Annotated in this window: 15 protein-coding genes; 10 read left to right on the top strand and 5 right to left on the bottom strand. The window is 38.9% G+C overall.

The genetic code is table 11. The annotated features are described in order from the left end of the window. Positions 1 to 105 precede the first annotated feature (105 nt). The 10 genes from LJE72_RS04070 (at position 106) to LJE72_RS04025 (ending at position 18,723) form a co-directional block, all read left to right on the top strand. Positions 106 to 3,348: a UvrD-helicase domain-containing protein gene (locus LJE72_RS04070; protein WP_229246350.1), complete on the top strand. Its 3,243-nt coding sequence runs from the start codon at positions 106 to 108 to the stop codon at positions 3,346 to 3,348. 1 nt (position 3,349) lies between these two features. Beyond that, complete coding sequence (locus LJE72_RS04065; RefSeq protein ID WP_229246349.1) at positions 3,350 to 6,202, top strand: hypothetical protein; 2,853 nt, start codon at positions 3,350 to 3,352, stop codon at positions 6,200 to 6,202. 19 nt (positions 6,203 to 6,221) lie between these two features. Then, complete coding sequence (locus tag LJE72_RS04060) at positions 6,222 to 9,479, top strand: SNF2-related protein (RefSeq protein ID WP_229246348.1); 3,258 nt, start codon at positions 6,222 to 6,224, stop codon at positions 9,477 to 9,479. Next, positions 9,466 to 11,964, top strand: a complete 2,499-nt coding sequence (locus LJE72_RS04055) for a DEAD/DEAH box helicase (protein ID WP_229246347.1) — start codon at positions 9,466 to 9,468, stop codon at positions 11,962 to 11,964. Before LJE72_RS04060 ends, LJE72_RS04055 begins: the two co-directional genes overlap by 14 nt. A gap of 1 nt (position 11,965) precedes the next feature. Next, complete coding sequence (locus LJE72_RS04050) at positions 11,966 to 12,748, top strand: hypothetical protein (protein WP_229246346.1); 783 nt, start codon at positions 11,966 to 11,968, stop codon at positions 12,746 to 12,748. 5 nt (positions 12,749 to 12,753) lie between these two features. Next, on the top strand, positions 12,754 to 15,855 hold the full coding sequence (locus LJE72_RS04045; RefSeq protein ID WP_229246345.1) for a hypothetical protein: 3,102 nt from the start codon (positions 12,754 to 12,756) through the stop codon (positions 15,853 to 15,855). Next, on the top strand, positions 15,848 to 16,513 hold the full coding sequence (locus LJE72_RS04040) for a hypothetical protein (RefSeq protein WP_229246344.1): 666 nt from the start codon (positions 15,848 to 15,850) through the stop codon (positions 16,511 to 16,513). Before LJE72_RS04045 ends, LJE72_RS04040 begins: the two co-directional genes overlap by 8 nt. Positions 16,514 to 16,548: 35 nt before the next feature. After that, positions 16,549 to 16,941, top strand: coding sequence for a hypothetical protein (locus LJE72_RS04035; RefSeq protein ID WP_229246343.1), 393 nt, complete (start codon positions 16,549 to 16,551; stop codon positions 16,939 to 16,941). Between the two features lie 469 nt (positions 16,942 to 17,410). Continuing rightward, positions 17,411 to 17,758, top strand: coding sequence for a hypothetical protein (locus tag LJE72_RS04030; RefSeq protein ID WP_229246342.1), 348 nt, complete (start codon positions 17,411 to 17,413; stop codon positions 17,756 to 17,758). Then, positions 17,758 to 18,723, top strand: coding sequence for an O-methyltransferase (locus LJE72_RS04025; protein WP_229246341.1), 966 nt, complete (start codon positions 17,758 to 17,760; stop codon positions 18,721 to 18,723). The genes LJE72_RS04030 and LJE72_RS04025 overlap by 1 nt, the downstream gene beginning before the upstream one ends. 18 nt (positions 18,724 to 18,741) lie before the next feature. Here LJE72_RS04025 and LJE72_RS04020 read toward each other — a convergent pair whose 3' ends face one another. Genes LJE72_RS04020 through dndB form a run of 5 tightly spaced genes read right to left on the bottom strand, consistent with a single transcriptional unit; the run spans position 18,742 to position 24,756 of the window. Then, a complete protein-coding gene (locus tag LJE72_RS04020; protein WP_229246340.1) occupies positions 18,742 to 19,869 on the bottom strand; it encodes an aminotransferase class V-fold PLP-dependent enzyme in 1,128 nt (375 codons plus the stop codon). A gap of 4 nt (positions 19,870 to 19,873) precedes the next feature. After that, positions 19,874 to 20,263, bottom strand: coding sequence for a DNA sulfur modification protein DndE (gene dndE / locus LJE72_RS04015; RefSeq protein WP_229246339.1), 390 nt, complete (start codon positions 20,261 to 20,263; stop codon positions 19,874 to 19,876). Then, positions 20,260 to 22,239: a DNA sulfur modification protein DndD gene (gene dndD / locus LJE72_RS04010; protein ID WP_229246338.1), complete on the bottom strand. Its 1,980-nt coding sequence runs from the start codon at positions 22,237 to 22,239 to the stop codon at positions 20,260 to 20,262. Before dndD ends, dndE begins: the two co-directional genes overlap by 4 nt. 4 nt (positions 22,240 to 22,243) lie before the next feature. Beyond that, positions 22,244 to 23,716: a DNA phosphorothioation system sulfurtransferase DndC gene (gene dndC / locus LJE72_RS04005; protein ID WP_229246337.1), complete on the bottom strand. Its 1,473-nt coding sequence runs from the start codon at positions 23,714 to 23,716 to the stop codon at positions 22,244 to 22,246. A gap of 5 nt (positions 23,717 to 23,721) precedes the next feature. After that, complete coding sequence (gene dndB / locus LJE72_RS04000; RefSeq protein WP_229246336.1) at positions 23,722 to 24,756, bottom strand: DNA sulfur modification protein DndB; 1,035 nt, start codon at positions 24,754 to 24,756, stop codon at positions 23,722 to 23,724. Between the last annotated feature and the right edge of the window lie 272 nt (positions 24,757 to 25,028).

Genomic DNA, 25,028 nt, shown 5'->3' with positions numbered 1-25,028 from the left:
TTATGATATATTCGAGAAAATTATGGATGTGAGGAAGCAACAACCTTATAATCACTAAAAGTTTGTAGCCTTCTTAGAATTTTTGCTTTTAGGTGGTAAATAATAATGGCTAGAATGATTTGCGCAATTGATCAGATTAAGAACAGAGGCGAAGAAGCTTTTTATCAAGCCCTTAATAGTTATTTAGATAATTCCCATGTAGTTTATTGGAATCGTGAGGTATATGGTCGCGAGTTTGACTACAGTGTTCTTATTCCGGGAGTTGGAATTGCAGTAGTAGAAGTAAAAGGTTGGCAGGAAGCTACAATTATCGGTGTTCCTCAGGGTGAATATATTTCCATCCGCACTGAACAAGGAGAGGAACGCAGTAATCCGCGTGCTCAAGCTCGAGGATATCGTTTTGCTGTATTTAATCACATCAAGAATAAACTGGGAAAGCAACCCCTTGTATTTCATATGGTTTGCTATCCTTTCATATCTAATGACTTCTTCAAATCCAAACATATGGATTTAATAAGCGAATCTCAACTTACATTTACTAAGGATGATTTGGATTCAAAGGAAAGTTTCTTAGAAAAATTGGATAAGGCCATTGCCTTTTCTCGCAGTTGGGGTACTCACGCGTTCACTCCATTGCTTATGAAGCAAGTCCGTTCGTTGTTCGAGCCATGTGTCCATTTCGAAGAAGAGGTAATTAATCCTCCTTCAATCGACAAGGCAAATTACATTCACTTGATTCCCAATTATTCAATTGTGAGTTATATTCCTGCATCCGAACAAAACTGGAAAACACTTATTGATGAATTGGCCGATGCTTATAGTAATGGGTGTCGAATATACTCCGTGGTTGGTACTCAAGAAATGCTTGAGTACGTCTCAGAAAAAGCCGCAATTGTCTTAAGAGCTAAGGGAATGAAAGTAAGCCATAAAGGTGATCTAGAGATTGGCGTTTTATCTAATGCATTAACGATTGATGGTTCGCGACTATCCATTTTTAATTGGCAAACGGTAATGGTTAATGAAGCCAATATTTTGGATTTGATTGATATTCCATGTTTTAAGGTTATTGATGGCGATATTGATACCATTTCTAGCACTCAGACATGGCTCTCAAAACTTGACGCTTGTGGAGCGTTTAATTTTTCGCAATTTAAGGTTGAACATGCCAAGACAGATAAGAATATTTTAGTACGCGCGGGTGCTGGCACAGGCAAAACCTATGCCATGATTTTGCGCGTTGCTTTTTTATGTTACGCTGAAGATATTTCACCAGCCAATCTTGATGATCGTATATTAATGATAACCTTTACCAATGATGCGGCAAACAATATGAAAAGTCGATTGAAAAGCTGTTTCCAGAACTATTATATGCTTACTGGCATAGGAGATTATCTTGAAATGATGGCGCAAGTTGATCGAATGCAGATCAATACCATACACTCATTCGCTAGGCACATTATCCAGAAGCTTGGAACCGCTGCTGGTTATGGGCAAGGGCTACAGATTACTTCAGGTCTTTATGGGCGTAGATTATTACTAGAAGAAACCCTTGAGAAGTATGTTCGGGAACAAACTGCTATTAACCCGCAATACCTTAATGAGCTTAGATTACCGGTTTATGAACTCCGTAAAAAGTTACTAGATTTTGTTGGCCGTCTGGAGAACAAAAGTATTGATCTATCCGAAGTTAAGCCTGAACAATTTGGAATCGCTAATGAAAATGAGCCGTTGCATCGTCTATTAGTTGCTGTTCTTGGGGAAACGGAAAGATCATTCGATGGGCAGCTGATAGAAGAAAACCGAGTATTTCTTGGCCGTCTGATGGCTGTCTTATCACGACTGGTTACAGAGTATCCTGAAAGGCTTCAAGAAGAATTGGTTTTCGGCTCACGTTATATGTTTATAGATGAGTTTCAAGATACTGATGATGTACAGATTGCTGTTCTAAGAGAAATATGTAAACATGTTGGCTACTTGATGTTCGTCGTAGGCGACATTAAGCAGTGTATTTACCGCTTCAGAGGAGCTGAAGAAAAAGCATTTAACCATTTGAAGGTTGAAGAAGCTCCGAAGCATTGGGAACAGTTTTCTCTTTCTAAAAACTATAGAACTGATAAAAATTTGCTCAAACTATATCAGAATGTATTTTCCTATTGGGGCAGCCCGGCAAGGGGTTTATTAACGTACGACTCACAAGTAGACGCTTTAATTAGTGACTTGTCCTTAAACGACAATGCTTCATCTACTGAAACATATTATCGAAGTATTTCTATAACCTCGGAGAGCAGTCGTTTACCGGAAACATTCAATGAAATTCGACGCTACACCAATGTTATTAATAAGTTACTTTGCGATGATAAATATCTTTCAAATGAGGAAAGAACGATTACTATATTGGTGCGCGAGAATTGGCAGGCTGACGAAATTGTGAAGTATGGACGAGATAACGGTTTCCCAACCATTCAATCAAACATCGGCGGGGAATTGTATCAATCTGTACCGGCGTTGGAGATGTGTGCCATGCTTCAAGCATTGCTGAACAACGAACCGGAGCAATTAAGTCATTTACTTGAATCCAACTTCTTTGGGATAATTCCCGACAGACATACGATGTATGAGTTGAAGCCTGATCTTACATGTAAAGATAAATCGCGTGATCGTCAGGTAAACTATCTAATTAGTTTGATAGATATTATGTTAAGCCAGACAGTGAGCAATGGAGGGTACCAAAGTTGGTCAAATGTCCTTCGCGAATTAAGGATTTCACCTGTTCTGCAGATACTCCGTGGCTTGTATAATCAACTCCGTCCATGGGCTCGATTTGGAGAGCAATATCCCAATATGAGTTCATACTATAGAATGAATGTGGACTTGTTATTTGAAAAAATCCTGCAAGGCTGCCGATTGGGCAATCTGACTATCCATCGTCTAACCTCCTTTATACAAACGAATATCGTTACTGGACGTGCCGAAGAATGTCGTTGGCCCATACAGGGCGGAAATGAAATTCGTATACTTTGTACCACAGTCCATAAATCTAAGGGACTTGAGTATGGCTATGTAATTCTGCCTTTTGCTTCATTTGCCATAGATAAGCCCAAACGTACTGGAATGGATATTATGGTTAGTACAAACGGAAACATTGGTTATAGCTTTAAGTATGCTGAAAACCAAGTGCTGCGTAATAACTTTTATGACTATGCTCAGGAAGCAGCGGAGCGTATGAATGAAGAAACTCGTGTTCTTTATGTGGCTATGACAAGGGCAATTCGTGGGTTTTCGTGGATGGAGTTGCAATCAAGTCGTAGTACATCATGGCAGGCACTTTTAATGGGAGGTACTAGGTAGAATGAGTTTTAAGATATATACCTACGGCAACCCTTATCTTCTTTACCAAACGAGCTTTTGGGGTGAAATTAAAGATGCGCCGCATTTGTGTAGCTCACAAGTTATGGTTAATGCATTCCGCGATTTGTTTGAGACTGCTTTTGGCTCGTTACTTTGTCCTATTGATAATGTCCTAAAAGTGGCGTATAGCGACTGGTATAACAATATCGAAAGACGGATTGCACAATACATCGCAATATCAAACCAATTGGAAGCCTGGAAAAAGCGCGATAGTAATAAGCGTGAAGAGTTGTATGCTTCACTGAAGCATAACCGAGGTTCTTTGCTAGAGGCACTTCGGCTATTCGTTGAATTGGGAATCGATGTAAACAGCCTTCACCGTTCCAACGCTAACCTTGAACAAAAAGTGTTTATTGCCTTACTGAATGAAATCAACAATCCATTAAGCCCATTACATGAACCATTTGCCTTAACAAATGATTATTCGATTGATGAACTCGTAACCTTCTTCAAAGGAATAATAGCTCTTGAGATAAAACGTGAGGAAGACGAGGCAGCCAGATTGGGCAGCCACTATGAGAGGCGCATACAAAGAATAAAGAAACTTGTTGCAATGTTAGATGATTTTAATGTCTTAAATCTAAAGCGTGTTGTTGTGCATGGCATTCACCAGTTTACACCATTGCAATTGCGTTTTATTATGCAGCTAGACAAGCTGGGGGTTGAAGTTGTGTTCATTTACAATTATCAGCCAGAATACAAAGATATATATGCTACATGGGAACATTTATACCAGTTATTTGGTGTACCCATCGAACGCGATACTTTTCTTGGAGTTTATAACGGCACCGCAAATTCAAGAAGTCATAACCTTGCAAAAGCATTTGGAAAACTCGTCGACCAAACCACTCAGCCTAATGCACATGAGAGGCTAACGTGGTATCAGGCTGGTCAACAGGTCGAAATGTTGGCGTTTGCAAATATTACAGAATATGCAGGGTTTGTTTCTAGTTACTTTGACAAGGCGTTAAAGGAGAATCGAGCCAAGCCTATTCCTGCGATGATGGAAAAGGTATATACGGCTGGACGTGAAGTACATGACTTACTCCGCATCTACTATCCAGAACAATCTGGCGACCTTCATTTTTTAAACTATCCCATTGGACAATTCTTTCTTGGATTATATCGTATGTGGGATCCGCTCATCGGTCAGCTTAGAATTGACTGGGCTTCTATAAAGGAGTGCTTTACAGCTGGAATCTTGAGAGTTCCTCAATCAGAGAAGCTCAATTCAATATTGGAGATTACCAGCGCCTATTTCGAGGATATAAAACTGCACGATCAGTTTATAGTTCGTATAGCAGAATACAAAAAACAGTACAAGACGATTCAGATTATACAAAATGATATTGGGGAGCAGCTTCGCCGCATTGCTTTTTATCGACCCAGCATGATCAGTCTGGAAGATATAGAAAGCTTTGAAAGCGCAGTAAATCAGCTTAATGATATTGCCTCTCATTTGTTCGCTAATAATGTGAATGGTTCACTTTCCTTTCTCCAGCATTTTCAAAGACTTGAAGAATTCATTCGTAATCAACTTTTGAATCTAGTTGAAGCGGAAGAAAAGAAACTTGTTGAGAGCCTTTTGGAGCGTTTTGATCAGGTCAACAATAACACAACTCTATCTGGTAGTATGGAAGATTTGAAGAGCGGACTTTATTACTATTTAAAGCAAAAGGATTTGGAATCTCCAGACTGGATAGTGCGCAATTTTGTTCAGATTGAGGGCGATATTTTACATAGTCGTGCCCAGCATAGGCTGGCAGTTCGAGAAGGAAAAGAAGATCCTATTTATCACTTTGCTTGTTTGTCAGACCGAATGCTCAATCAGACCATGGACGACCTTTTGCCATGGCCGCTTTCGGATTACTTTATTCGCAAAGCATATTCGCCCATAGCGCTAATCTTTCAGGTTTACTATGCATCATTAGGAGATTCTGCTAAGTTTCTTCGCTATGCATTCTTCTACGGGCTTTGCTACAATGAATGCCCCGTGCGACTTAGTTATGTTGTTCATGTAGAGGACAATGAAGAACAACCCTACTTTCCGCTCCGCATGCTAGGCATCAAGCCGAAGATTGACGAAGAACTTGAGAGTCTTGGGTTTCGAGTACCCAAAATCAGCGTTGACCACAAAAACTCAACTTTTATTGCTAGCCGATTGGATATGATGGATTTTTTCTTGTGTCCATATAAATATTACTTGGACATGGTATGTCGAGGAGATATTGTAATTGATAATGCCTTTCTCTTAAAACGGTATTATTCAAATATGTTGGTTCAGGCCGTTTGGAAACGGATGGAAGGAAAACCGAAAATGAACAACTCTATGTCTACAATGCACAGCATTCTTAAAAGTACTCAGGATGCATACCGGCAATACTTCCCGTTTTATCGTGACGCGAATGATCTACACGATCTCATGCATGTTGCAGAAAATTATATTAATCACAACCTTTGGGATGGTCGCATGATGAAACGATACGATGAATCTCATATGAATATAAGATTTCTATTTCAGAAAGCCAGCTACTATTCTGAAGATTTGATTCCACACCCGTTTGCAGCATTTGATGTAAAGACAGTAATTGAAAATGGCAACAAAAAGTATTCGTTACATAAAATTCACTTTCGAGGTGAAGAGACATTACTTCACGCTATGCAAGAATATATGGAAATAGGAATTAATGAAAACGCTGTGATAGGGGACTGGTGTAATTCATGCGCCCATCAGAAGTTATGCCTCAAGCCCTATCAGGCTGAGTTGAGTTTCTCCATCATTGGAGGTGAGTGATATACAGCAAGGAATGTATGTGCGTATCCCAGTTTACACCGAAAAATCAGATATTGAGTTTCCACGTACCTTTGCTTTGGCTCAAATAACAGAGATTGATAAACTGGCAGAAACGGCAAAAGTAGCAATCCATGATTTGCATGGTTGTAAGGTGTATTATGGGGATGTCTTCAGGACTTATGAGTTTGCGTTGAATGAACTAATAAGGTGCAAAGCTCCGAAGGGGAGCATTGTTAGAACACCTGCTGGAAATGGTCTGGTAATGTCTATTTCGTCGAATGAAAATAGTCCGTACTTAACTTACCATATCAGCATGGGCAATCATGGTATAAAAGAGTATGAGGAAAGAGATATTAGGGCTGATTTTACAGCGATTGATGTTGACCCTGCTGAGATGCTGATGCGCTATGAATTTCAGAACCCGTCATGGTTTGCTTGTCGAAACATCGTAAGTAGTATTATGCATGTTCTTAATAATGCCGTATATGGCTTCAAAGTGGTGGCTGGTTGCCGTGTATTTCTTTTGCCTCACCAGGTGGTAACAATAGTTCGCTGTCTGGAAAGAGATCCTGTTCGCTATATGCTTGCTGACGAAGTTGGCCTGGGTAAAACGATTGAGGCTTGCTCAATAATAAAAATCATGCAGGAACGCAATCAGGCCTTACGTGTCTTATACATTCTCCCCATGCCCCTGATTGACCAATGGAAGTTTGAATTAATGAGCAAATTTTCTATTGACGTTCTGACTCTCAATGAGGCTAGTGTGGAATCAAAGCACGTCGTCATTTCCATACAGGAACTGGTAAAGCTAAACGGTCAAGCTATAGACCGATTAGATTTTGATATAGTGGTTGTAGATGAAACACATCAAATGCTGGCTGATGATCTTGCGTATGATTATATCTTACGGCTGAGTAGAAAAATTGAGCATATTCTACTACTTAGCGCTACACCAATACAAGACAGAAAAGAAGAATACTTACGTCTTTTAAGCTTACTTGACCCAGGACAATACATTGGTATGTCAACTGAGCGTTTTAATGAGCTTGTTGAGAAACAGCAGGAAATTCAACGCGAATTATATATGCTATTAGGTGATATGCAGTCTTACTCGGATTTCGCTGAGTCCATTATTGAGCAGCTTAAATCACTAGCTGGCAACTTGCAAGACAACCGCCTAAAAGCATTGATAGAATCTATTGACATACAATCGGAGGACCTAGGTCAGGAAAAAGTATATCAGGCAGCCGCCTACATTAGTGAACATTATCGTTTAGAGCGACATATAATCCGAAATCGGCGGGCATTGTTACAACAACAAATGCCTCAGCGAAGACTTATTGAGCGACCCTATACTATGGTCGGCTTAAACGAATTATATGGTGAGGCTGATGCCATATATAACCTCATACAATGGCTTCAGGACGTTAACGACCATACGGACCATTTTGCAGAGACGGTTGTTCGTCCCTTATTGACCGCGGCATTTAGCTCACCGTGGTCGTTGAATGTACAGTTGGACGCTCTAGTTTGCCAAGGCATTAAAGTTCCCATAGATGTTATGGATGCAGTTAAACAGTGGGTAGGTTCAGCGGATGGAGAAATAGAACGCACTGATGAATTGCTTGACGAGAACCCGGATGATATCAAAGGTCGATTACTTCAGTGTATGGACTATTTGGAACAAGAAACAGGCCTCAATTCTTCGAAACCATATAAGGTACTAGTGTTTACCAGTTACGTCGAAACCCTAAAGGCTTTCTTAGGTATTGCTCGCCACAGACTTAGTAATGAAGCATGTGTTGCGTTTTATCGGGGTATGACACCTGATGAGCTTCAAGAAAGTGCAAAAGCATTTCAAAGCAACCCGGATTGTCGTCTGCTAATTTGTGACGAATTGGGTGGTGAAGGGCGTAACTTCCAGATGGCCGATGTTGTTGTTCATTTAGATACCCCTTGGAGTGCTAATATTCTTGAACAGCGAATTGGCCGTTTAGACAGACTCGGCCGCGATATTACAAAACCAGTTACTTCGATAGTTTTCTTCGCAGAAGGCACAATTGAAGAACAACTTGTATCCTTGTGGAAGGATGGCATGGGAATCTATACACAGTCCCTAAGTGGGCTAGAAATTATTACAGGCGAAGTAGCAAAGCATATTTTAGATGCGTTAAAAGAAAATGCAAGCGATGGCTTAACTCACACAATATCTGAAATCCAGTCGGAAACAATACGCATGCGTGAAGCCGTAGAAGAAGAACAATTTTATGATATGGCATCTATGCTTTATAGGCCCCTTACTGTTGGTGTAGAACGCATGCTATCTATGTATCAAGGGAAGGAAGATGAAATCTTCTCTGAAGCCATGATTAGCTGGTCAAAACAAGCTGGTCTGCAGCCTACGTCTTACATAGACCGAAACGGGAAGCCAGTAACGGAGTTTTCAGCCCGTAATTTTAGTCCAGCTTCATCAATGAACGCATTGCTTGTACCGCCTGACTGGAGGAAATATTATGGATTTCAGTGCGAAAAGATAGCGACTGCAAATAACCAGCAAAAAATAAATGGGACTTTTAATCGTTCTTACGCGATAAATCGGGAAGATTTACACTTTTACGCGCCTAATGATCCGGTTTTTGATAGCATTATCTCAAATGCAATGACTTCCTATCGCGGTCGTGCATGTGCTGCAGAGATTAAAAATGCACCTTTCGATTTTACGGGTCTGGTGTTCATTTGGAATGTTGAACCAAACATGAAGCCTATAATTGATAATAATCTTGACCCAGTTATATTAGCTCAATTTAGATCATTCCTGCCGATGGAACAGATTGTTACACTTTACCCCCTCGATGACGAAATGCCCCTTGTTTCTACTGACGATATGATTGCGCTTTTAGCTGAGCGACACATAATCAGAAAAGCTGAGCATCTTGGACGACGTAGTAACTCCGAAAAAGGTGCCGCTTCTATTCGAATGTTCATGGCTAAGTATCCGCCATCTTTTTGGATACCATTTGTAAAGGAAGGGCGTAGTAAATGCCAGAAAGAAGCTCGTCGGATTGTAACAGAGCGCTGGGATTATGATATAGCCTTAGAAGAAGCACGTAGGATTGTAAGCGCACATCAAGCATCTAATAGGTACTTTGGATACGACGAAGAACAGAATGAGAAAATTAGAACTATGTATAAGGCGGTACTGTTAGCATTGAAGAATTATCATGTAACTATGGATTCTGCTGCTTTTATGAGGGTGCATAAAAATGAATATCGTTGAATATGTTGAAGATGCCTTGCGAGATCCCAACAGTATTTTGCCAAAAATTGAAAGAATTCAAGAAGATGCCGTAAATGTGGAATGGCAGAATGATAGTCAAACTCTGCAAGAACTCCGTTGCGGCTCCCGTTTTCTACAGCGCTATTCTCAATATCGCTGTGGACAGATACAGAAAATGGATTTTTTGTCGGCGCTTCGTGATTTTGTTCTTTTTGTTGGTCGCTTATCTACACCTATAGACATATGCACTCTGGTATCATTACATGGAGAACCATTTGGACTCTATATGGAAGGCAACGTGTATATAAATGCCTTTGTAAGTCGACCGGGGTGGTTTACCAACGATACCTTTGTTCGACAAGTATATGGAAAGCTTCAGGCTGATTTATTTAAGAAGCAACCAGTATGTGGAGATGAGTTATTATATAAAGCTACTGGCTTTAGTAATTATCGTTCCTTTGAACAAAAAATTTCAGTTCAGACAGCATTGCAGATGCCGGATGGGTATTCCCTCCTTTTATCTCTGCCTACTGGCGCAGGCAAGAGCTTGATTACCCAGATGTTGGCGGCTAATGGTGATGGGTTAACCATTGTTATAGTACCCACCGTAGCATTAGGTTTAGACCAGTATCGAGCTGCCAAATTCATTTTGAGAAACTCATTATTAAGCGACCAGATGGCATGCTATTGTGGTGAGGTTGATACTCAAGAACTTCACAAAATCTATAGCGGCCTTGAGAATGGCTCATTGAGGTTGCTTATAACTTCGCCGGAAGCCATAGTCAGAAATGAAAAGTTGAAAAGTTCTCTTTATTCTGCGGCAAATAAACAGCCCCTGACCGATCTTGTCATAGATGAAGCTCATATTGTTCAAGATTGGGGTGCACTTTTTCGCCCGGATTTTCAGATGCTATCAGTCATCCGAAAAGAATTATTTGCTCTGTGTGATGGAAAGCTCAAAACTATTTTGCTTTCTGCTACCTTAACAGAAGATACTGTGGAAAACTTAAAAATATTGTTCTCCAACAATGAACAATGGATCGAGTTGCGTTGTGATTCATTGAGAACTGAACCAAGATTTTGCATTGAAAAAGCGAATAATCAGCAAATGCTACAAAATAAAGTATTGCATTATTGCTGTATTTTGCCTAAACCCATGATAATTTACGAAATAAAGCCCGAGAAAGCTGAACAATGGAAAGGGATGCTTAGACAGGCGGGCTTTAGTAATGTAGTGACCTTTACAGGAGATACAGATGATGATAGACGTATAGAAATTATTAAATTGTGGAGTGAAGACAAACTAGATATTGTAGTAGCAACATCGGCCTTTGGCTTAGGTGTTGATAAACCAGATGTACGTACTGTCATGCACACAACATTGCCTGAAAATATCAACCGTTTTTACCAGGAAGTAGGGCGTGGTGGGCGCGATGGGCTGCCATCTCTAAGTATGTTATGTTATTCTCCCCATGATGATGTGAGCATACAGCGGTATATCGCTAATTCACGTGTTATGACGGTAGAGAAAATGATTGACCGTTGGTTTTCTATGCTCCTTCAAGAAGATGTTGAGAGAGATGGAGATACCGTTTTATTGGATACGTCAACGCCCCCTGCTAGATTTACCGAGTCTGAAAAAGAACATAGTGGAATTAAAAACATGCGTTGGAATATAAACTTATTACTATTTTTGATGCGATATGGATTCTTGGACTTCACCGAGATGGTATATATACATCAAAAAAAATGCTACTTCATCAGAGTAACCATGCGAGATGTCCAGCTCATGCAAGATATTGTAAAGTTGAGAGAAGCTTTAGAGCCTTTTCGTGAACAAGAAGTGAAAAGCGTTACTAGCGGGTATGAAGCGATTAAAGAAATGGTTTCAAAGGCAGACAAAATGTGTTGGTCTTATTACTTTACCCAGCTGTTTCCTAATGCCCCACTTGCTTGTGGTGGTTGCCCTAATCATAGTGATGCTTATTGCAACGATGGCCCTTTTTCATTTCATAACAAAGTACCATGGTATGCAAAAGCACCGAGCATTTCAGATACATTAAACAAACTATTAATTGGTTTAAATAGCTTGCTTGTTGTCAGACACGAAAATGAACCATGGATTGCTTCAAAAGCATTGCAGTTGGCAGTCAAATTCAACGAACTGGGCCTTGGGGCCGTTGTCATGCCTAATACAGACACTATTGATGCAACGGTATTCAAGGGTCTTGTTCTAGACGTACAGGAATTTGAGTTGTTGGCAAAGCAGCATCCCGCAATTTTTTCCAGAGGTTTAATTTGTGCATTTGATGATAACAGCCGAACAAATCAAATTCAGTATCGATGGGCTAATACTTTAGAGCGATACGGAATAACCGTTGTCTATTATTGCCGTGAGAACATGATTATAACACAGGCTAACAGACCAATTCGTCATTTGTTAAACTGTAATACTCTGGCAGTGCCCGAAATTATGGAGGTGTAATATGTTCAAGTCAGGAAAAGACACAATGCGTGAATTTCCTACCCCAGAGCGTGTATTCGCCTTATGCCGTTATGTAAGAAGGAATCCTTGTAATCGTGAGGATTTGTATCAGGAGCTATGTCTTGGCTCAGTTTTTGGAGATGGTAGCAAAGACATTTTTGGTTATACGTTAACCGTAGCTCAGGAACTTGAATTAGTAAAAGAAATAGAAGGTAGATATTCTGTAACTGACGCTGCGAAGGAGTTGGAAGAACACATTTCGTTTAGGTGTTATTCAGCCAAGATTGCCTTCTCGCGTGCAGACTCGATCTATTTCAAAACAACTTCTCTATATCTTAAATTGGCTGAGGACGTGATGAAATGTCCGAACTGGGGATCTGTTGCAGTCTTGTTCAATCAAAATGGAATGGAGCTTTCAGACAACGACATGCTCGGGTGGAGATTTTGGACATCATTTTTGGGCGTTGGTTATTTGCATCAACAAATGTTGATTCCCAATTGTTATATTAGATTTTTGGATGTACTAGAAATACAAGAAAGTTTAAGATTAAGCGAATCTATACCTATCGAAGAATTCATGCTTTGGCTTGAAGCTCAGTGTCCAGAAATAAAAGAGAGTCGTGATGGAAATAAGATTGGACTGGCGGTATCAAATGGTTTACGAACCCTTGATGCTCAGAAAGTCATTGAGCTCAGGTCTGAGCCTGATGCCTATAAGTGGAAAATGTATAAGTTTGAGTCAGAAATAATTAATGATCTGTCTCATGTAAGGATCTTGAGGTGATAAAGATGGAATGGAATAGTGTAAGTGAAAGATTAAAAGAAATTATTCAAGTTGATGTTATGGTAAATGAGAAATGGGATTTTATGGCTACTCATATGCCGTTCAACCGACTTGCTGTTCAATTCTCCGGGCGTACTACTGCGACTGCCAAAGAAATGAGCGAAGAGGAGATTTACCAACAGTTGGTATATAACCCTAACGATGAACACCGTATGATAATTGTGCGTGGGCGTAATGGTGCTGGTAAATCACATCTGATTCGTTGGATTCGCTCCCGCTTGCACAGTAATCGACGTGATGAGACACTCAAAGCCGAAAAGGTTGTTTTTATAAGACGGATTGATAATAGCGTGCGCGGTGCAATGCGTCAGCTGATTGATCAAGGTGTTGTAAGTGACCCAGCACTAAAAGAGCGTCTTCAGAGTTTTATTCAAAGCTGCGATATGAAAAACGAAGGGGAACTTAAATCTTCTATCTACTATAATTTCATCATTAAGATTGAGAATGAGGAAGAAGAAAGCAGCTATAAGACAGCGGAAAGAAAACGGCTAGCTTCCTTCCTGCGTGATGATACAATAATGAATTTCTTGATGCGTGAAGATGGTCCCGTCACACGTTTTTATGAGCTTATCGCCCGACCTAGTGGGCGTATTCAAGGTATGGAAGCTACATTTAAAGCGGATGATTTTACCGCTATGCGTTCAATAATGCAGGATATACAGCGCAAAGGTAATCCTAATACTAAGCGGTTTTTTGCGGAAGTTAAAGAAGCAAATGGTGCGGCAAAGCTGGTCGCGTATCTCAATCGTTTTGCGCGAGCCGTTATACAGACCTGTGCCAATTTATCTTTGGGAGATGCCGAAGGAATGATTCACCAACTAAGGCTTGACCTAAAACGAGAAGGTAAAGCTCTAACGGTGTTAATAGAAGATATGACTACCTTTACTGGTATGGATTCAGAGTTGATCAAAGTATTATCGATTCAGCATGGTGGTGAATATCAGGACTTATGCCGAGTCACTTCCCTTATAGGTATTACAGATGAGTATTACAGTGCTCATTTTAGGGATAATTTTCAAGATCGTGTTACACATCAGATAACTGTTGACAGTGCTACCTTTGAAAGTGAAGAAACTTTAGCTCAAATGGCAGCTCGCTATATCAATGCTGCTTACTTGACACAGCAGGAAACTATTAATTGGTATAACCAAGGAGCTGAAGCAGCGAAGTTGCCATATCGAACATGGCAGCCAGATTTCACATGGGAAAGTGTGGATGTTGAGGGTGCTTTATTTTCAATTTTTCCTCTAACTAAAAAGGCGCTCTTTGGGCTGTATAACCGGTTACCAGAAAAGGCTCCTCGTTTTTTCATTCGTGATGTTATACGTATACAGATGAGTGCATGGGCTAATTTCCAATTAGGTAATGCTACATTTCCAAATATCTCATTGAGTGCTCTTGGGGAAAGTCCTGTTCAGTTCTTAGAAATGCAGCACACCGCACGTTTTGATATGCTGAATTTTTCAAATGAAGAAAAAAATCGCTTAAGGGTTTTACTATGTATTTGGGGTGATGGCACTTTACATGAAGTTGGCAATGATGAAAACAGAGTTATAGGGACATTACCAGTAAAATATTTACAATTATTCGGTTTTAATGACCTGTCTGGTATCCAGTCACAAGGAAACACACTACATGGTGATCAAACCAGCCCGAGAAAGGAACAGAAAGATCCGCAGGTTACTGCTGAAGTATCAGAGCGCACCAGAATGTATCAGAATGACCTAAATGATGTAGAAAACTGGTACCAGAATAATATGGTTCTTGCTAACTCTGCAGATGCTCGTAAGCGTATCTACGATTTTGTAATTGATGCAATTAACTGGCAGATGGAAGGTGTTCCAGCCTATTTGGTTGGCATAAGGTTGAATACGCGAAGCATCTTCATTGAAGGACAACGACAGCGGAGCGGCGATAAAGAACAAGCCTTGATTGTGATTGAACGTAACCAAGAAGGATATTGGCTTTTACTTGCACTTACTCATTGGGGTCATAATAATAGTCCCAAGTGGGATTTTAAGGATTCCGCTTTTATGCAATACAAGCTGATACTGTGGCTTGAAAGCCATAAAGCAACTATTATTTCACGACTAAAAGGTGAACCAGATACATCACCTATGATAATTCTTCAACATTCAATGGCATTAGAATTTTTGCGGCTTGGTATTACAGGATGTCTAACCTATACAGAAAAAGACGAAACTGTTTTGAAAAAACTATTTATGCGTTCAGTATCATCGAATGTTTCTCGGAACGACTCTGAAGATGCTTGGGGGCGGCTGCTTAAGAATATAAATCAAAAGCACCGTTCTGATTCACTAACTAAAAACAAGGATATGTTGATTGCTTTACCCAATACGCATATGGGCAGTGTTAGCAGGCAGGGCGAGATACGTAAATACCTTTATCATCGAGATCAAATTGATGATGCGTTCAAGGTCTTAAAGAGACTTGATTGGGATCCAGCATCTTTGCTTCCTGAAAAAATAATTGAAAAAGATGAGTTGTTTACTAGTGCAGCCAGACAACTTCAAGCCCTATTACCGGGCGTCAAGGACGTGTTAGTCGATGAAAGGCGCAAAGCTACAGAGATGTTGGAACAATTAAAGAACGAGCTTGGGGAAGATCTTGGTCGAGATATTATAGTGAATGCCTCAAGAAAAATGGCTGATTTTCTCAATGCGTTTAACATCAATTATGGCGGGTATTATCCAGCTCCTTTACGTGAGCATGTTGTTAAAATTGAGGAAAATGCAACTTTACTCGCCCGTATATGTAAGAGGGCAGCTGACTTAGTTAATGATGAGAAATTTTCATTGGAGTTGGCCTTTTTTTCATCAAACCCATGTCAAATGATGAAAGAGGCATTGGACACTATACGAGAAGTTGAAAAGATAGCTAACAGTGCGGTTGAAAAAGCGGAAAGGGATTTAGAGAATCTTCGCAGCACGACAACCACCGATAATACTTTACTCGATAAACTCAAGGATGGCTTGATAGAACTTATAGAACAGATGAAGAAGTTTGGTGGTGACAATAATGCTTGAAGATATATTGGATAATGCGAGTAGAAAGTTAGAAACAACGAAAATTGCACAAACCCGTGTAAGGGATACTGAGCGCTTTACTACTAATATGACCAAAGTGCTGCAATCCCTTATGACCATGGATTTATATCTGAAAACAGTAGCTACAGCCGAAGCAAACCGGCTGATGGATGTTTCTGTTGATTCAATCATGCGAAATGACATTATAGCTTCACTTCAAATGGTACTTTCAGAAACACTTGAAGGTTATTTGGAGGCAACAACGGTTTCGAGTGTTAGTAAGAACGTTTCTGCTTTCAAAAGGCATTTGGATTCGCTATGGGTAAACAGTTTAAAAAACTCAACGGAACAGGTCATATCATTACTCAATACATTTAGTCAGTTTATGACTAATGAAAGCGAAGCGATCAGCATTGCAACAACGTTGGAGAATGGTATTACTTCGTTTCCGATCAACCCAAGTGATGTAATTACCTTCAAAGCAAAACTTCAGAAAGGCCGTGAAATGGCGGATCAGATTGGAGCGGATGATGACATTAAAATATTCATTGGAAAAGTGCGTGATCTACAAGCGACGCTTGAAGATATAACACCGAAAGTTCAAGAGTGGATATATAAGCATGATATTCCAAAGCGAATTAAAATAATATTTTTTTGAATTTATAATATTGAAAAACGAATAGAGGCATTATTATGTTTTGTAATGAATTTCTATCTCGATATAAAGATCGATTTGAATATGATATTGATGAAGATGACTATTATGATAACCATGAACTTATTAGACTGACATATGATAAATTAATGGATGTACCAATTGAAGTCATATTGGAGGTTGATGAAGAAAGAATATCTCTATATAAAGAATATATATTCGAAGATTTTGATTCTATTATTCAAACTTGTATAAAACAGAGATATCAACTTGTGACGTTTGTGTTTCTCTATAATCGATTAGAGAATAAACCTGAATGTTGGGTTGTAGATTCCTTGGGCTGCCCATTCATAAGCGAAAATGTTGGCTATTATAATTTGTCTATTGATTGGGATGAAATAAATAGAATTTGGATGCCTATTCCAATCTAGAATTAATTAGTAATGACCAAATCTTCGATTTAGTCAAAATGAGCTTAGAAATTTTTCCTGATAATTATCAGCAATATCAAGAATATATAGATCAGATAAATAAGTCCTTAATAATACAAAACTTGAGTATTATTTTAACGGACTATATTTTGATGATAATTTTAGACCTGCATATAAGGAATTAGAAATTGAAGATGTTTCAATAAAAATATATACGGGTATTGGTGAAGCTGGATCTCCTAAGCTAGCAGGCTGGTATTTATACTGTAATAATCGCTTAGTAGTTTTTGCTGATCAAACAAGTTTAACAGGTTGGAGCGAAGATGGAATACCAGCATTTCATACATCTTATGCTCGTTTTAGAGGCTTTGTTTATTTTGAATCTATTGATTCTGATAAGCTACCTTGGAACACAACTAAGACAGGGGTAGATACAGAGTCAAATGTATACATCGCAGCAAAAACTTCTATGAAAAAGCTTATGCAACTTGTTTTCGAATCAATTAGAAAGTTAGCAGTTCTGAAAGAGGAAAGTGTTGATGAAAAAATGTCCGACGAAATTGCAGTAGAAGCTAACAAAGAACTATTGAAAAATGCAAAAAACATAGATATTAAGGATATAAACGTATCAGGTTTAACGGATAAAATTATGGTTAGTCAAGTCATTCAGAAGAAGATTAGTGATTATGTTACTATTACATATTATAAGGAAAGAGAAAGAGTGGAGAAAGTCAAAAAAGCTGCAAAACTTATTTCAAATGCAGATGTTGGAAGATATACCTTCGAATATTTTTACGATATGGAGGAAATAGATTAATGGGCAATGTGGAAAGACAAAGTATTAACTATTACCTCAGGCCTGCGAAAAGTATTGAAAGAAAATTTTTCTGTGATATATTTAGAAAACTATGTTTATTCTCTCCAATTAATAATTATAAATATATAGGGTTTGGTGCTAGGTATTTTATTGACTTTAATTTATTTCATAAAGAATTAGGAATAGAAAAAATGATAAGTATAGAAGAGAATGCAACAGAAGAAAAGGAGCAAGAAAGATTTGAATTTAACAAACCATTTAAATGTATAGAAATGATATTTAAAAATTCGTCAGAGGCAATAAATCAAATTACATGGGATTCGGAGTCGATCGTTTGGTTAGATTATGATAAAATATTCTCTAAGTCTATGCTTAATGATATAAAGAATGTAGTGCTAAGTATGTTGCCTAATAGCGTAATTCTAGTTACTTGCAATAGGTGCTATAGCATAGATGAGCATATTGAAAATAGATTTGTGAAATTTAAGGAAGAGTTTATGGAAGATGTACCTATTGATGCAAAAAAAACTGATATAAGAAGCAAGATATTCCATAACTTAATAAACAAAATGATTAATAACAAAATAAATGAAGCACTGATTGAGAAGAATAGAAACATTGCAGAAGAGGAAAAGAAGTTGATATTTAAGCAATTGGTGTATTTTACATATAAAGATGGTGCCCCTATGATTACAACTGGGGGTATTATAATAAGAAAAGAGAATGAAACTGTCTTCACTGAAGCAAAATTTTATGAATTCCTTTTTAATCAGGATATTACGCAACCATATGACATTTATTTGCCTAATTTAACATATAAAGAACTTCAAAAAATAAATTCTAAAATGCCTTGTGAAAATTGGGCTGATATAGATTTATTTGGGCTTAATGAAGAAGATCTTCAGAAATATATGGAGTTATATAGATACTTTCCTTATTATATGGAAAGTAGATTTATTGGATAATAATATAATATCAAGTTATTAGGAAATCTGGTTTTTTACAAATTCAATTAAGTTAATGAAAGAAAAACCTTCTCTATTCCATGATATACGTAACGCACAACTTATTTGATTTTCATTCAATCCCATTGCAGTCAATACATGGCTGGAGCTATAATTTCCAGAATTACATGCAGAGCCATTAGAAAAAGCGTAATGATCTTTCAGTGTAGCAAATACACTTTCGGAATCTACTCCAAGGAAACTGATATTGATTACATTTGGTAGGCAGTAATCTTGGTCGCCATTTATGACATAGTTCAAATTATGAATGGCATCTAAAAACTGTTCTTTTACAAGCTGGCAGCCTTCAATCCACGAGAAATGCTCTTTTTCACACAACTCTGCTGCAAGGGCGAATCCTGAGACAAGTGGTACCGGCGTTGTACCTGGACGAAATCCATATTCTTGCTTCCCCCCATAAAACAATGGTTTTATGGGGGGCCTTTTATATTTCTTCCTTTTGAGAATTATTGCGCCGACACCCTGTGGTCCTTGTATTTTATGGCTACTAAGACTGAGCATGTCATATTTAGTCGCACGCAGCTCATCATTGAGTTTTCCGAAGGATTGTGCTGCATCAATATGAAAAAGTACTTCTTTTTTAGCAAGCTCCGAACCAATCTCCACAATAGGCTGAATAATCCCAGTTTCGTTGTTAACATGCATTACTGAAACGAGTAATGTATCCGGCCTTACTTTCGTTAATATATCAAAAGCCTTAATGCGCCCGGAAGCATCTGGATATACAATATCGAGTACAAAGCCCTTGTTTGCCAAATGGTGCATCGATTCCAGTACTGCCTTGTGTTCTATGGCTGTGGTAATCAAATGTTTCTTGCCAGTTTCGATACCATAATCCATTAAACCGAGAATAGCCATATTATCACTTTCGGTTGCACCGCTGGTAAAAATAACTTCAGACTTATCGACGGCAAGAAGATCAGCCAGCGTCTTTCGTGACTTTTCCACAACTTCCTTTGCTCTTGTTCCATACAAGTGGGTACGGCTATCTGCATTTCCATAGACATCTTTAAATATCCGAGTGACTTCTTCCAGTACGCGGGGGTCAATTGGAGCAGAAGCACAATAATCAAGATAGATCGGCATATTATCAACTCCATTTCTGCGGGAGTACTAATGCAAGAAGCTCTTGGCTGTTCTTGGGTCCGTTTTTCGAGGCAAGAAAATTGATGCCTCTATTTAGGTGTAATCTAAAATGCCTGGCTATAGTAGCCTGATCCTTATCATAACCATCTTCTTTGCAACGCTGCCTAACTATGGCATCGTATATTTCATGGCACTCACCACCGAATGTATGCCAACTCATTTCGACATTACTGTCGGAAGGTATTTCTGGCCCCATAGGTATGGCTGGATTATCCAATGACCAACACAATGCACATCTACAAAGGACATTCCATTGAGAGATGCCTGTTTTAGCCTTAAGACGGATAAGTCTTTCTTTTTCCTGCTGAGATAGCTTCAGTTGTTTGACGATCATTGTTTTTGTCCTCCAAAATATCCCGGACGGATGGATGTGCTTTTATCCTGTTCATCGTAATCCAGCAAAAATAGTCCATTTATATGCGGCTTGATAAGATCATAGTATTGGCCATTGACTTCTTCATCAGTTGAAAGAACAATGACCTGCCTGCTTGCATGGGGTAGATAGCGCTTCACGAAATTAGTGCGATGGCTTGAATCCAGCCTACCTAATGGGGTATCGACAATGACTGGCATTTGATATCCAGAACACTTAGCCAGTCCCCATAGTATCGATACTGCAAATAATTGCTTCTCGCCGGCAGAAAGTTGACTTTTTAGCAATTCACCACCACGGTAATCGACGAGCCGAATATCCAGAGTTTCGGAGTTAATCTCAATTCGCTGAATCATGCTGTCTTTTTGAGCAATGAAGGAAAAACAATCAAATATCTGCTCTTCAAGTTCCTTAATTCGTTTATTCTGTATGCGAACCTTGAAGACTTCCATAACTTCAGTAGTCATAGACGCATATTTTATCATGCGCATAGATTCATCTTGACCTTGTTCTTCGAATTTGCCAATTTTTAGAGCAGTCTTGCGCCGATTTTCGAGCATCTCCTGACGTCTTAGAAGCATTTGTTGCTTTTCTTCCTCAAACTTAATTTGCATATCCAATTTGGAAACCTCTTGGGTCAAGCGGCGCATTTCCTTCCAAATTGCTTTAACATCATTTGACTCTACTTCTAGGCTCATGTGTATTTCCATTTGATTTATTTGATTATCAAGGTCTTGAATACTCGTAATAAGCTTTGAAATATCATTTAACTGAAGAGCAGAGCGACCGACGACTGTAGAAAACATACTTTGTGTAACAGGTGATAATTCTGCTAGTTTCCCACCAGAATAACTTTTAAGCAGCTCGCTCTGAGCCTTTAACAAAAAATCCAATATGATCTGTTGGGTATGCTTCTCATTAACGGAAGCCGGTAGAATCTTCTTCAGTTGCTCAATAATCGTTGTAGAATAATTTGCTGATCGTGCGCGTTCATCCTGCTGAACCTGGTTATATGTTCGCTCAAGTAACGGTTTGCAAAGTAGTAAAGGAGTCATCGAGTGAGTGAGCATTTCCATGACTTCTTCTTTTTTCTTGGATAATAATTCATTTAATCGATTCTTGTCTAACTCGGTTTCTTTACGATTAAGACCAAGATTACCTCCATGGCGCCAGAAGTCATTTTCAAGACCTGCTAGCTGTTTACGGGCTTGGCCAGCCTCGCGGTTAAATCGCGCCATAACAGTAACGGAATGATTAATCTCTATCTCACATTGATCAATTTCTTGTTGAGTATCAATAACCTTTTGGTGAACTTCAGATTGTATCGAGGTATGTTTGCTGTTACTTATCCGCTTTATTAGCTTCTTCATATCTACAATTAATTGATCGATTGTTGTTAGCCCTAATAAAGATTTGATAGAATCTTTTACGCTTTCATAGCTATCGTCATCTGCGATTTGAGATATTTTCTCATTGTCAAAGAAGAAGAAGCGCGAAATGTTAAGCGGGAGTATTTCTTCAACATAATAATCCCAGTTTTCCGAAAGATATTGGTCTATTGCCATGTTCTTGTGGGCTACTAAGTTATCGGTTATTTTACCTTTTCCTATAGACCAATAACGTCGAATTGTAATAGCTTCAGAATTCTTCTCGTCCTGTAAAATTGTCAATGTGATAGAAGTCTGTTGATCTTGGGCGCTTTTATTCACATGACTGCGTAGATACTCAGAATAACTGATGCGTTCATCCTGTAAAAATCGCAATGCACGATTACCATATAAAACTAAAGATATTGCTTCAAGAAGAGTAGTTTTCCCTCGTCCGTTTAGACCGCCAATCAGAGTTACTGCTTGATGATCCGTACAATCAGGAAAGTCGATTACATGGGTTCCTTTATATATGCCGTAGTTTTGGAGCTCTATTTTTTTAAGTATCATATGATTACCCTCCAATCTCTTCATCATCCTCATAGGAGGGTTCATCATTCAGGTCTTTATGCTTTACGAAGAAGGCTAAAGCATCTTCTTCGTTTTTAAAAAACGCTCGTTTAATTGCTCCTTCCAAGCTCGTATTAATTCCCCTGCGAGTTGCTTGCATAGTATATCTTGTTTCTATATCCAGCAAAGTACTTTGCATTTCCAGAAGTAGTTCATGTTCAGGATACAACTCTACACATGTTTCTGATAGAATATCCCATTCTGCTTTACTATAATACTTATTGCCCGGTATAGTTGGATCAATAAACTCTTGACCGGTTACTTCTTTATATATTCGGGGTAGCGTATCCTCAAACTCATGTTTCTCATCGAGCCATAGTCTGCGGATTGCACGAAGCTCATCTATTGTGATCAAAGGATGTTCTTCTAATTCTTTTGGGCCTTCGTTCTTAATATACTTTTCAACCTCAAGTAGGCTATAAAGCAAATGTTCTCGTGTTTTCTTGGTGTATGGACCATGAACCAGTCTACCTTTATGATACGTAAGATTACCGTGCATGCGACGAAAGTCACGTCGCTGGCGGTCTGTCGCAAAATTAGCTGCAATTTCATTTCTAAAGTCCAGCAAAGGGAGCATCCATGCTTTTTCTTCGTCATTATGTATCATAGCTGCCATTGATTTATCTTCAGCTACCAAAGTACATACCCAGCAACCAAAGCGACTATTACCACAGCTGGGTGTTGCTGTATCCAACACCAATGGACATTCACCATCAGCCGTTGCACCGCGATACATGGCCAACAATTCTTTATTGGAGTGACCCCATGGATTAGGATATTGCATTAAATACTGCCATACATTATCATTTGTCCATTCTTGGATAGGTGAGAATACATAAGAGTTAAGCATTGAGCCATTCGGACTCAAATGCTCTCGTATACGGCGGCGTTCATAGCTATCCATGACGGATTTACGAGCCGTGCTTTCAGCTTTGCGTGTTCCAAGCACTAATATCGCTTCACCTGCTGCTGAAATCATATTCTCTATGAAATGGTTAGCAGGATCAATTTTTAAACGGGAAGTACACCAACGAAAATTACGTCGTGGATATGGATAACCACGGCCTAATAGATTTACCCAATAAGTATTGTCAATTGAAGGGGTTAAGCGGTGTACCTGAATGGGTATTCCGTTTGTCTCAGCTTCCATACGCATTGTATTCAAAGATCGTTTGACCCATGCTGCAACTACTGGGGATTCGACTAAAGTATCCGTACTAATAACGTGTATACTTTTATGATTGCGCTGTTCTTCAGGTAACTGAGAAATAGCATTCCAGACAAGTTGTACTGTTGCTGTAGAGTCTTTACCACCACTATATCCGCATACCCAAGGAATTGAATCTTCCAAGTATAATTGCTGAATGAGTTCGGTGATATTTTTAATATCTTGTTTTGTTAAAGATTCTTTTGCCACGTTCATCACCGTCTATCTAAAAGAATTTTATTCAAGGCTTCAGTAAGTGCATTTGTACTGCTCCTAGTACCTGAGATATGACCCTCAACAACAACTTTGCCAATCCATTCGGGGTTGCTCTTTTGCCAATCAATCTCCATGAGACGGGGAAGTTGTACGTCAAATGCATAATGATTCTTAAGCAAAGTGTTACCAACTCTACCTAAGGCAATCAAAGTTATAGCATGAGCCGAAACAGATTCTTTACGTAACTCGGCAGATTTCTTTCTTTGGAATATAACGTTTTGCCATTCTGGCATATATTCAAAGACACAAGTCCAAAATTTGCACGCTATTTCCTTTTGTTGCTCAATTGAAAGGTTAGTAAAGTTATTGAGGAGAGCCTCTGTCCCATGATAAATCCCACTCAAGGTAAACAATGCTCTTGAACGGTTCGGAATAGACGAGCGCTCCTTCTCAACCCAGCCGTTAAAAACCTTTAGTTCATCTATCATTTCACAGATCATTGTGCAGAAATCATTCCGAGTATCAAAAAGTATATTAAGTGATTTAGTGGGACGAATAGCATAACGATTAAGATCAGAAAAAATCTGCTGCGAGCGATTTAGTCCCATATCACTAAAAAAGACGACAGAAATATCTTCATGTTTCAATAATGGGTTTTGTTTAATGGCGGCTTCGATGGCTGCCTTTCTGTGTTGCCCATCGTTTACAAGGAAACGAGAGGACATAGGGATATTGATCCTGCCAATCTTGCAATCCTTATCGCTCTCATCCATTGACTCAAATTGTACCTCTCCATCAATGGATACTGTAAGAGCAGAAAAAACATAAGACCTGGGATTGTTTAAAATATAGTCCCGCAATTCAGGGATGCGTCCTTTATTTAATATTCTCTGCGCTCGTATTTCGATCGGCAGTTCTTCTTCACTGAACATAAATAACCGAGACAAAGTAGCCAGAGGAACCATAGAAATATAGTATTCGGTGCCCGCCTGAACCCCTTTTACTGCCGGAAATCTATAAGCTGCTTCATTCATACTTATAAATCCTCTCGATTTAGATTTAATTTTGGAAGTCTATGTAATTGAAATGGAAGTCTAGATACTTGAATTATACGTCTGAATTATTAACTGTCAAGCTTAATCTGATTAAATGCAGTTGTTGATTGATTGACTTCGAATTAAGTTGAATGAAAGGTAATCTAGCAGGAACTATTTAAGTAGGTGTTGAAGTTCCGGAGTACGGTTCGAACCCAAGTACCATTCAGGATTATTGGCTAACGTTTAAGACAATCTCTGGTTGTCCATGA

It is taken from the genome of Desulfosporosinus shakirovi (assembly GCF_020595055.1).
Taxonomy (GTDB): domain Bacteria; phylum Bacillota; class Desulfitobacteriia; order Desulfitobacteriales; family Desulfitobacteriaceae; genus Desulfosporosinus; species Desulfosporosinus shakirovi.
Note: the sequence above shows the minus strand (reverse complement) of the source record. Positions and strands in the feature narration are given on the sequence as shown.

What these genes read in the sequence shown, in the direction of transcription:
- LJE72_RS04070 (WP_229246350.1), top strand. Translation starts at nt 106, where the DNA reads ATGGCTAGAATGATTTGCGCAATTGATCAGATTAAGAACAGAGGCGAA.
- LJE72_RS04065 (WP_229246349.1), top strand. Translation starts at nt 3,350, where the DNA reads ATGAGTTTTAAGATATATACCTACGGCAACCCTTATCTTCTTTACCAA.
- LJE72_RS04050 (WP_229246346.1), top strand. Translation starts at nt 11,966, where the DNA reads ATGTTCAAGTCAGGAAAAGACACAATGCGTGAATTTCCTACCCCAGAG.
- dndB (WP_229246336.1), bottom strand. Translation starts at nt 24,756, where the DNA reads ATGAATGAAGCAGCTTATAGATTTCCGGCAGTAAAAGGGGTTCAGGCG.
- dndD (WP_229246338.1), bottom strand. Translation starts at nt 22,239, where the DNA reads ATGATACTTAAAAAAATAGAGCTCCAAAACTACGGCATATATAAAGGA.
- dndE (WP_229246339.1), bottom strand. Translation starts at nt 20,263, where the DNA reads ATGATCGTCAAACAACTGAAGCTATCTCAGCAGGAAAAAGAAAGACTT.
- LJE72_RS04055 (WP_229246347.1), top strand. Translation starts at nt 9,466, where the DNA reads ATGAATATCGTTGAATATGTTGAAGATGCCTTGCGAGATCCCAACAGT.
- LJE72_RS04040 (WP_229246344.1), top strand. Translation starts at nt 15,848, where the DNA reads ATGCTTGAAGATATATTGGATAATGCGAGTAGAAAGTTAGAAACAACG.
- LJE72_RS04020 (WP_229246340.1), bottom strand. Translation starts at nt 19,869, where the DNA reads ATGCCGATCTATCTTGATTATTGTGCTTCTGCTCCAATTGACCCCCGC.
- LJE72_RS04030 (WP_229246342.1), top strand. Translation starts at nt 17,411, where the DNA reads ATGAAAAAGCTTATGCAACTTGTTTTCGAATCAATTAGAAAGTTAGCA.
- LJE72_RS04035 (WP_229246343.1), top strand. Translation starts at nt 16,549, where the DNA reads ATGTTTTGTAATGAATTTCTATCTCGATATAAAGATCGATTTGAATAT.
- LJE72_RS04025 (WP_229246341.1), top strand. Translation starts at nt 17,758, where the DNA reads ATGGGCAATGTGGAAAGACAAAGTATTAACTATTACCTCAGGCCTGCG.
- LJE72_RS04045 (WP_229246345.1), top strand. Translation starts at nt 12,754, where the DNA reads ATGGAATGGAATAGTGTAAGTGAAAGATTAAAAGAAATTATTCAAGTT.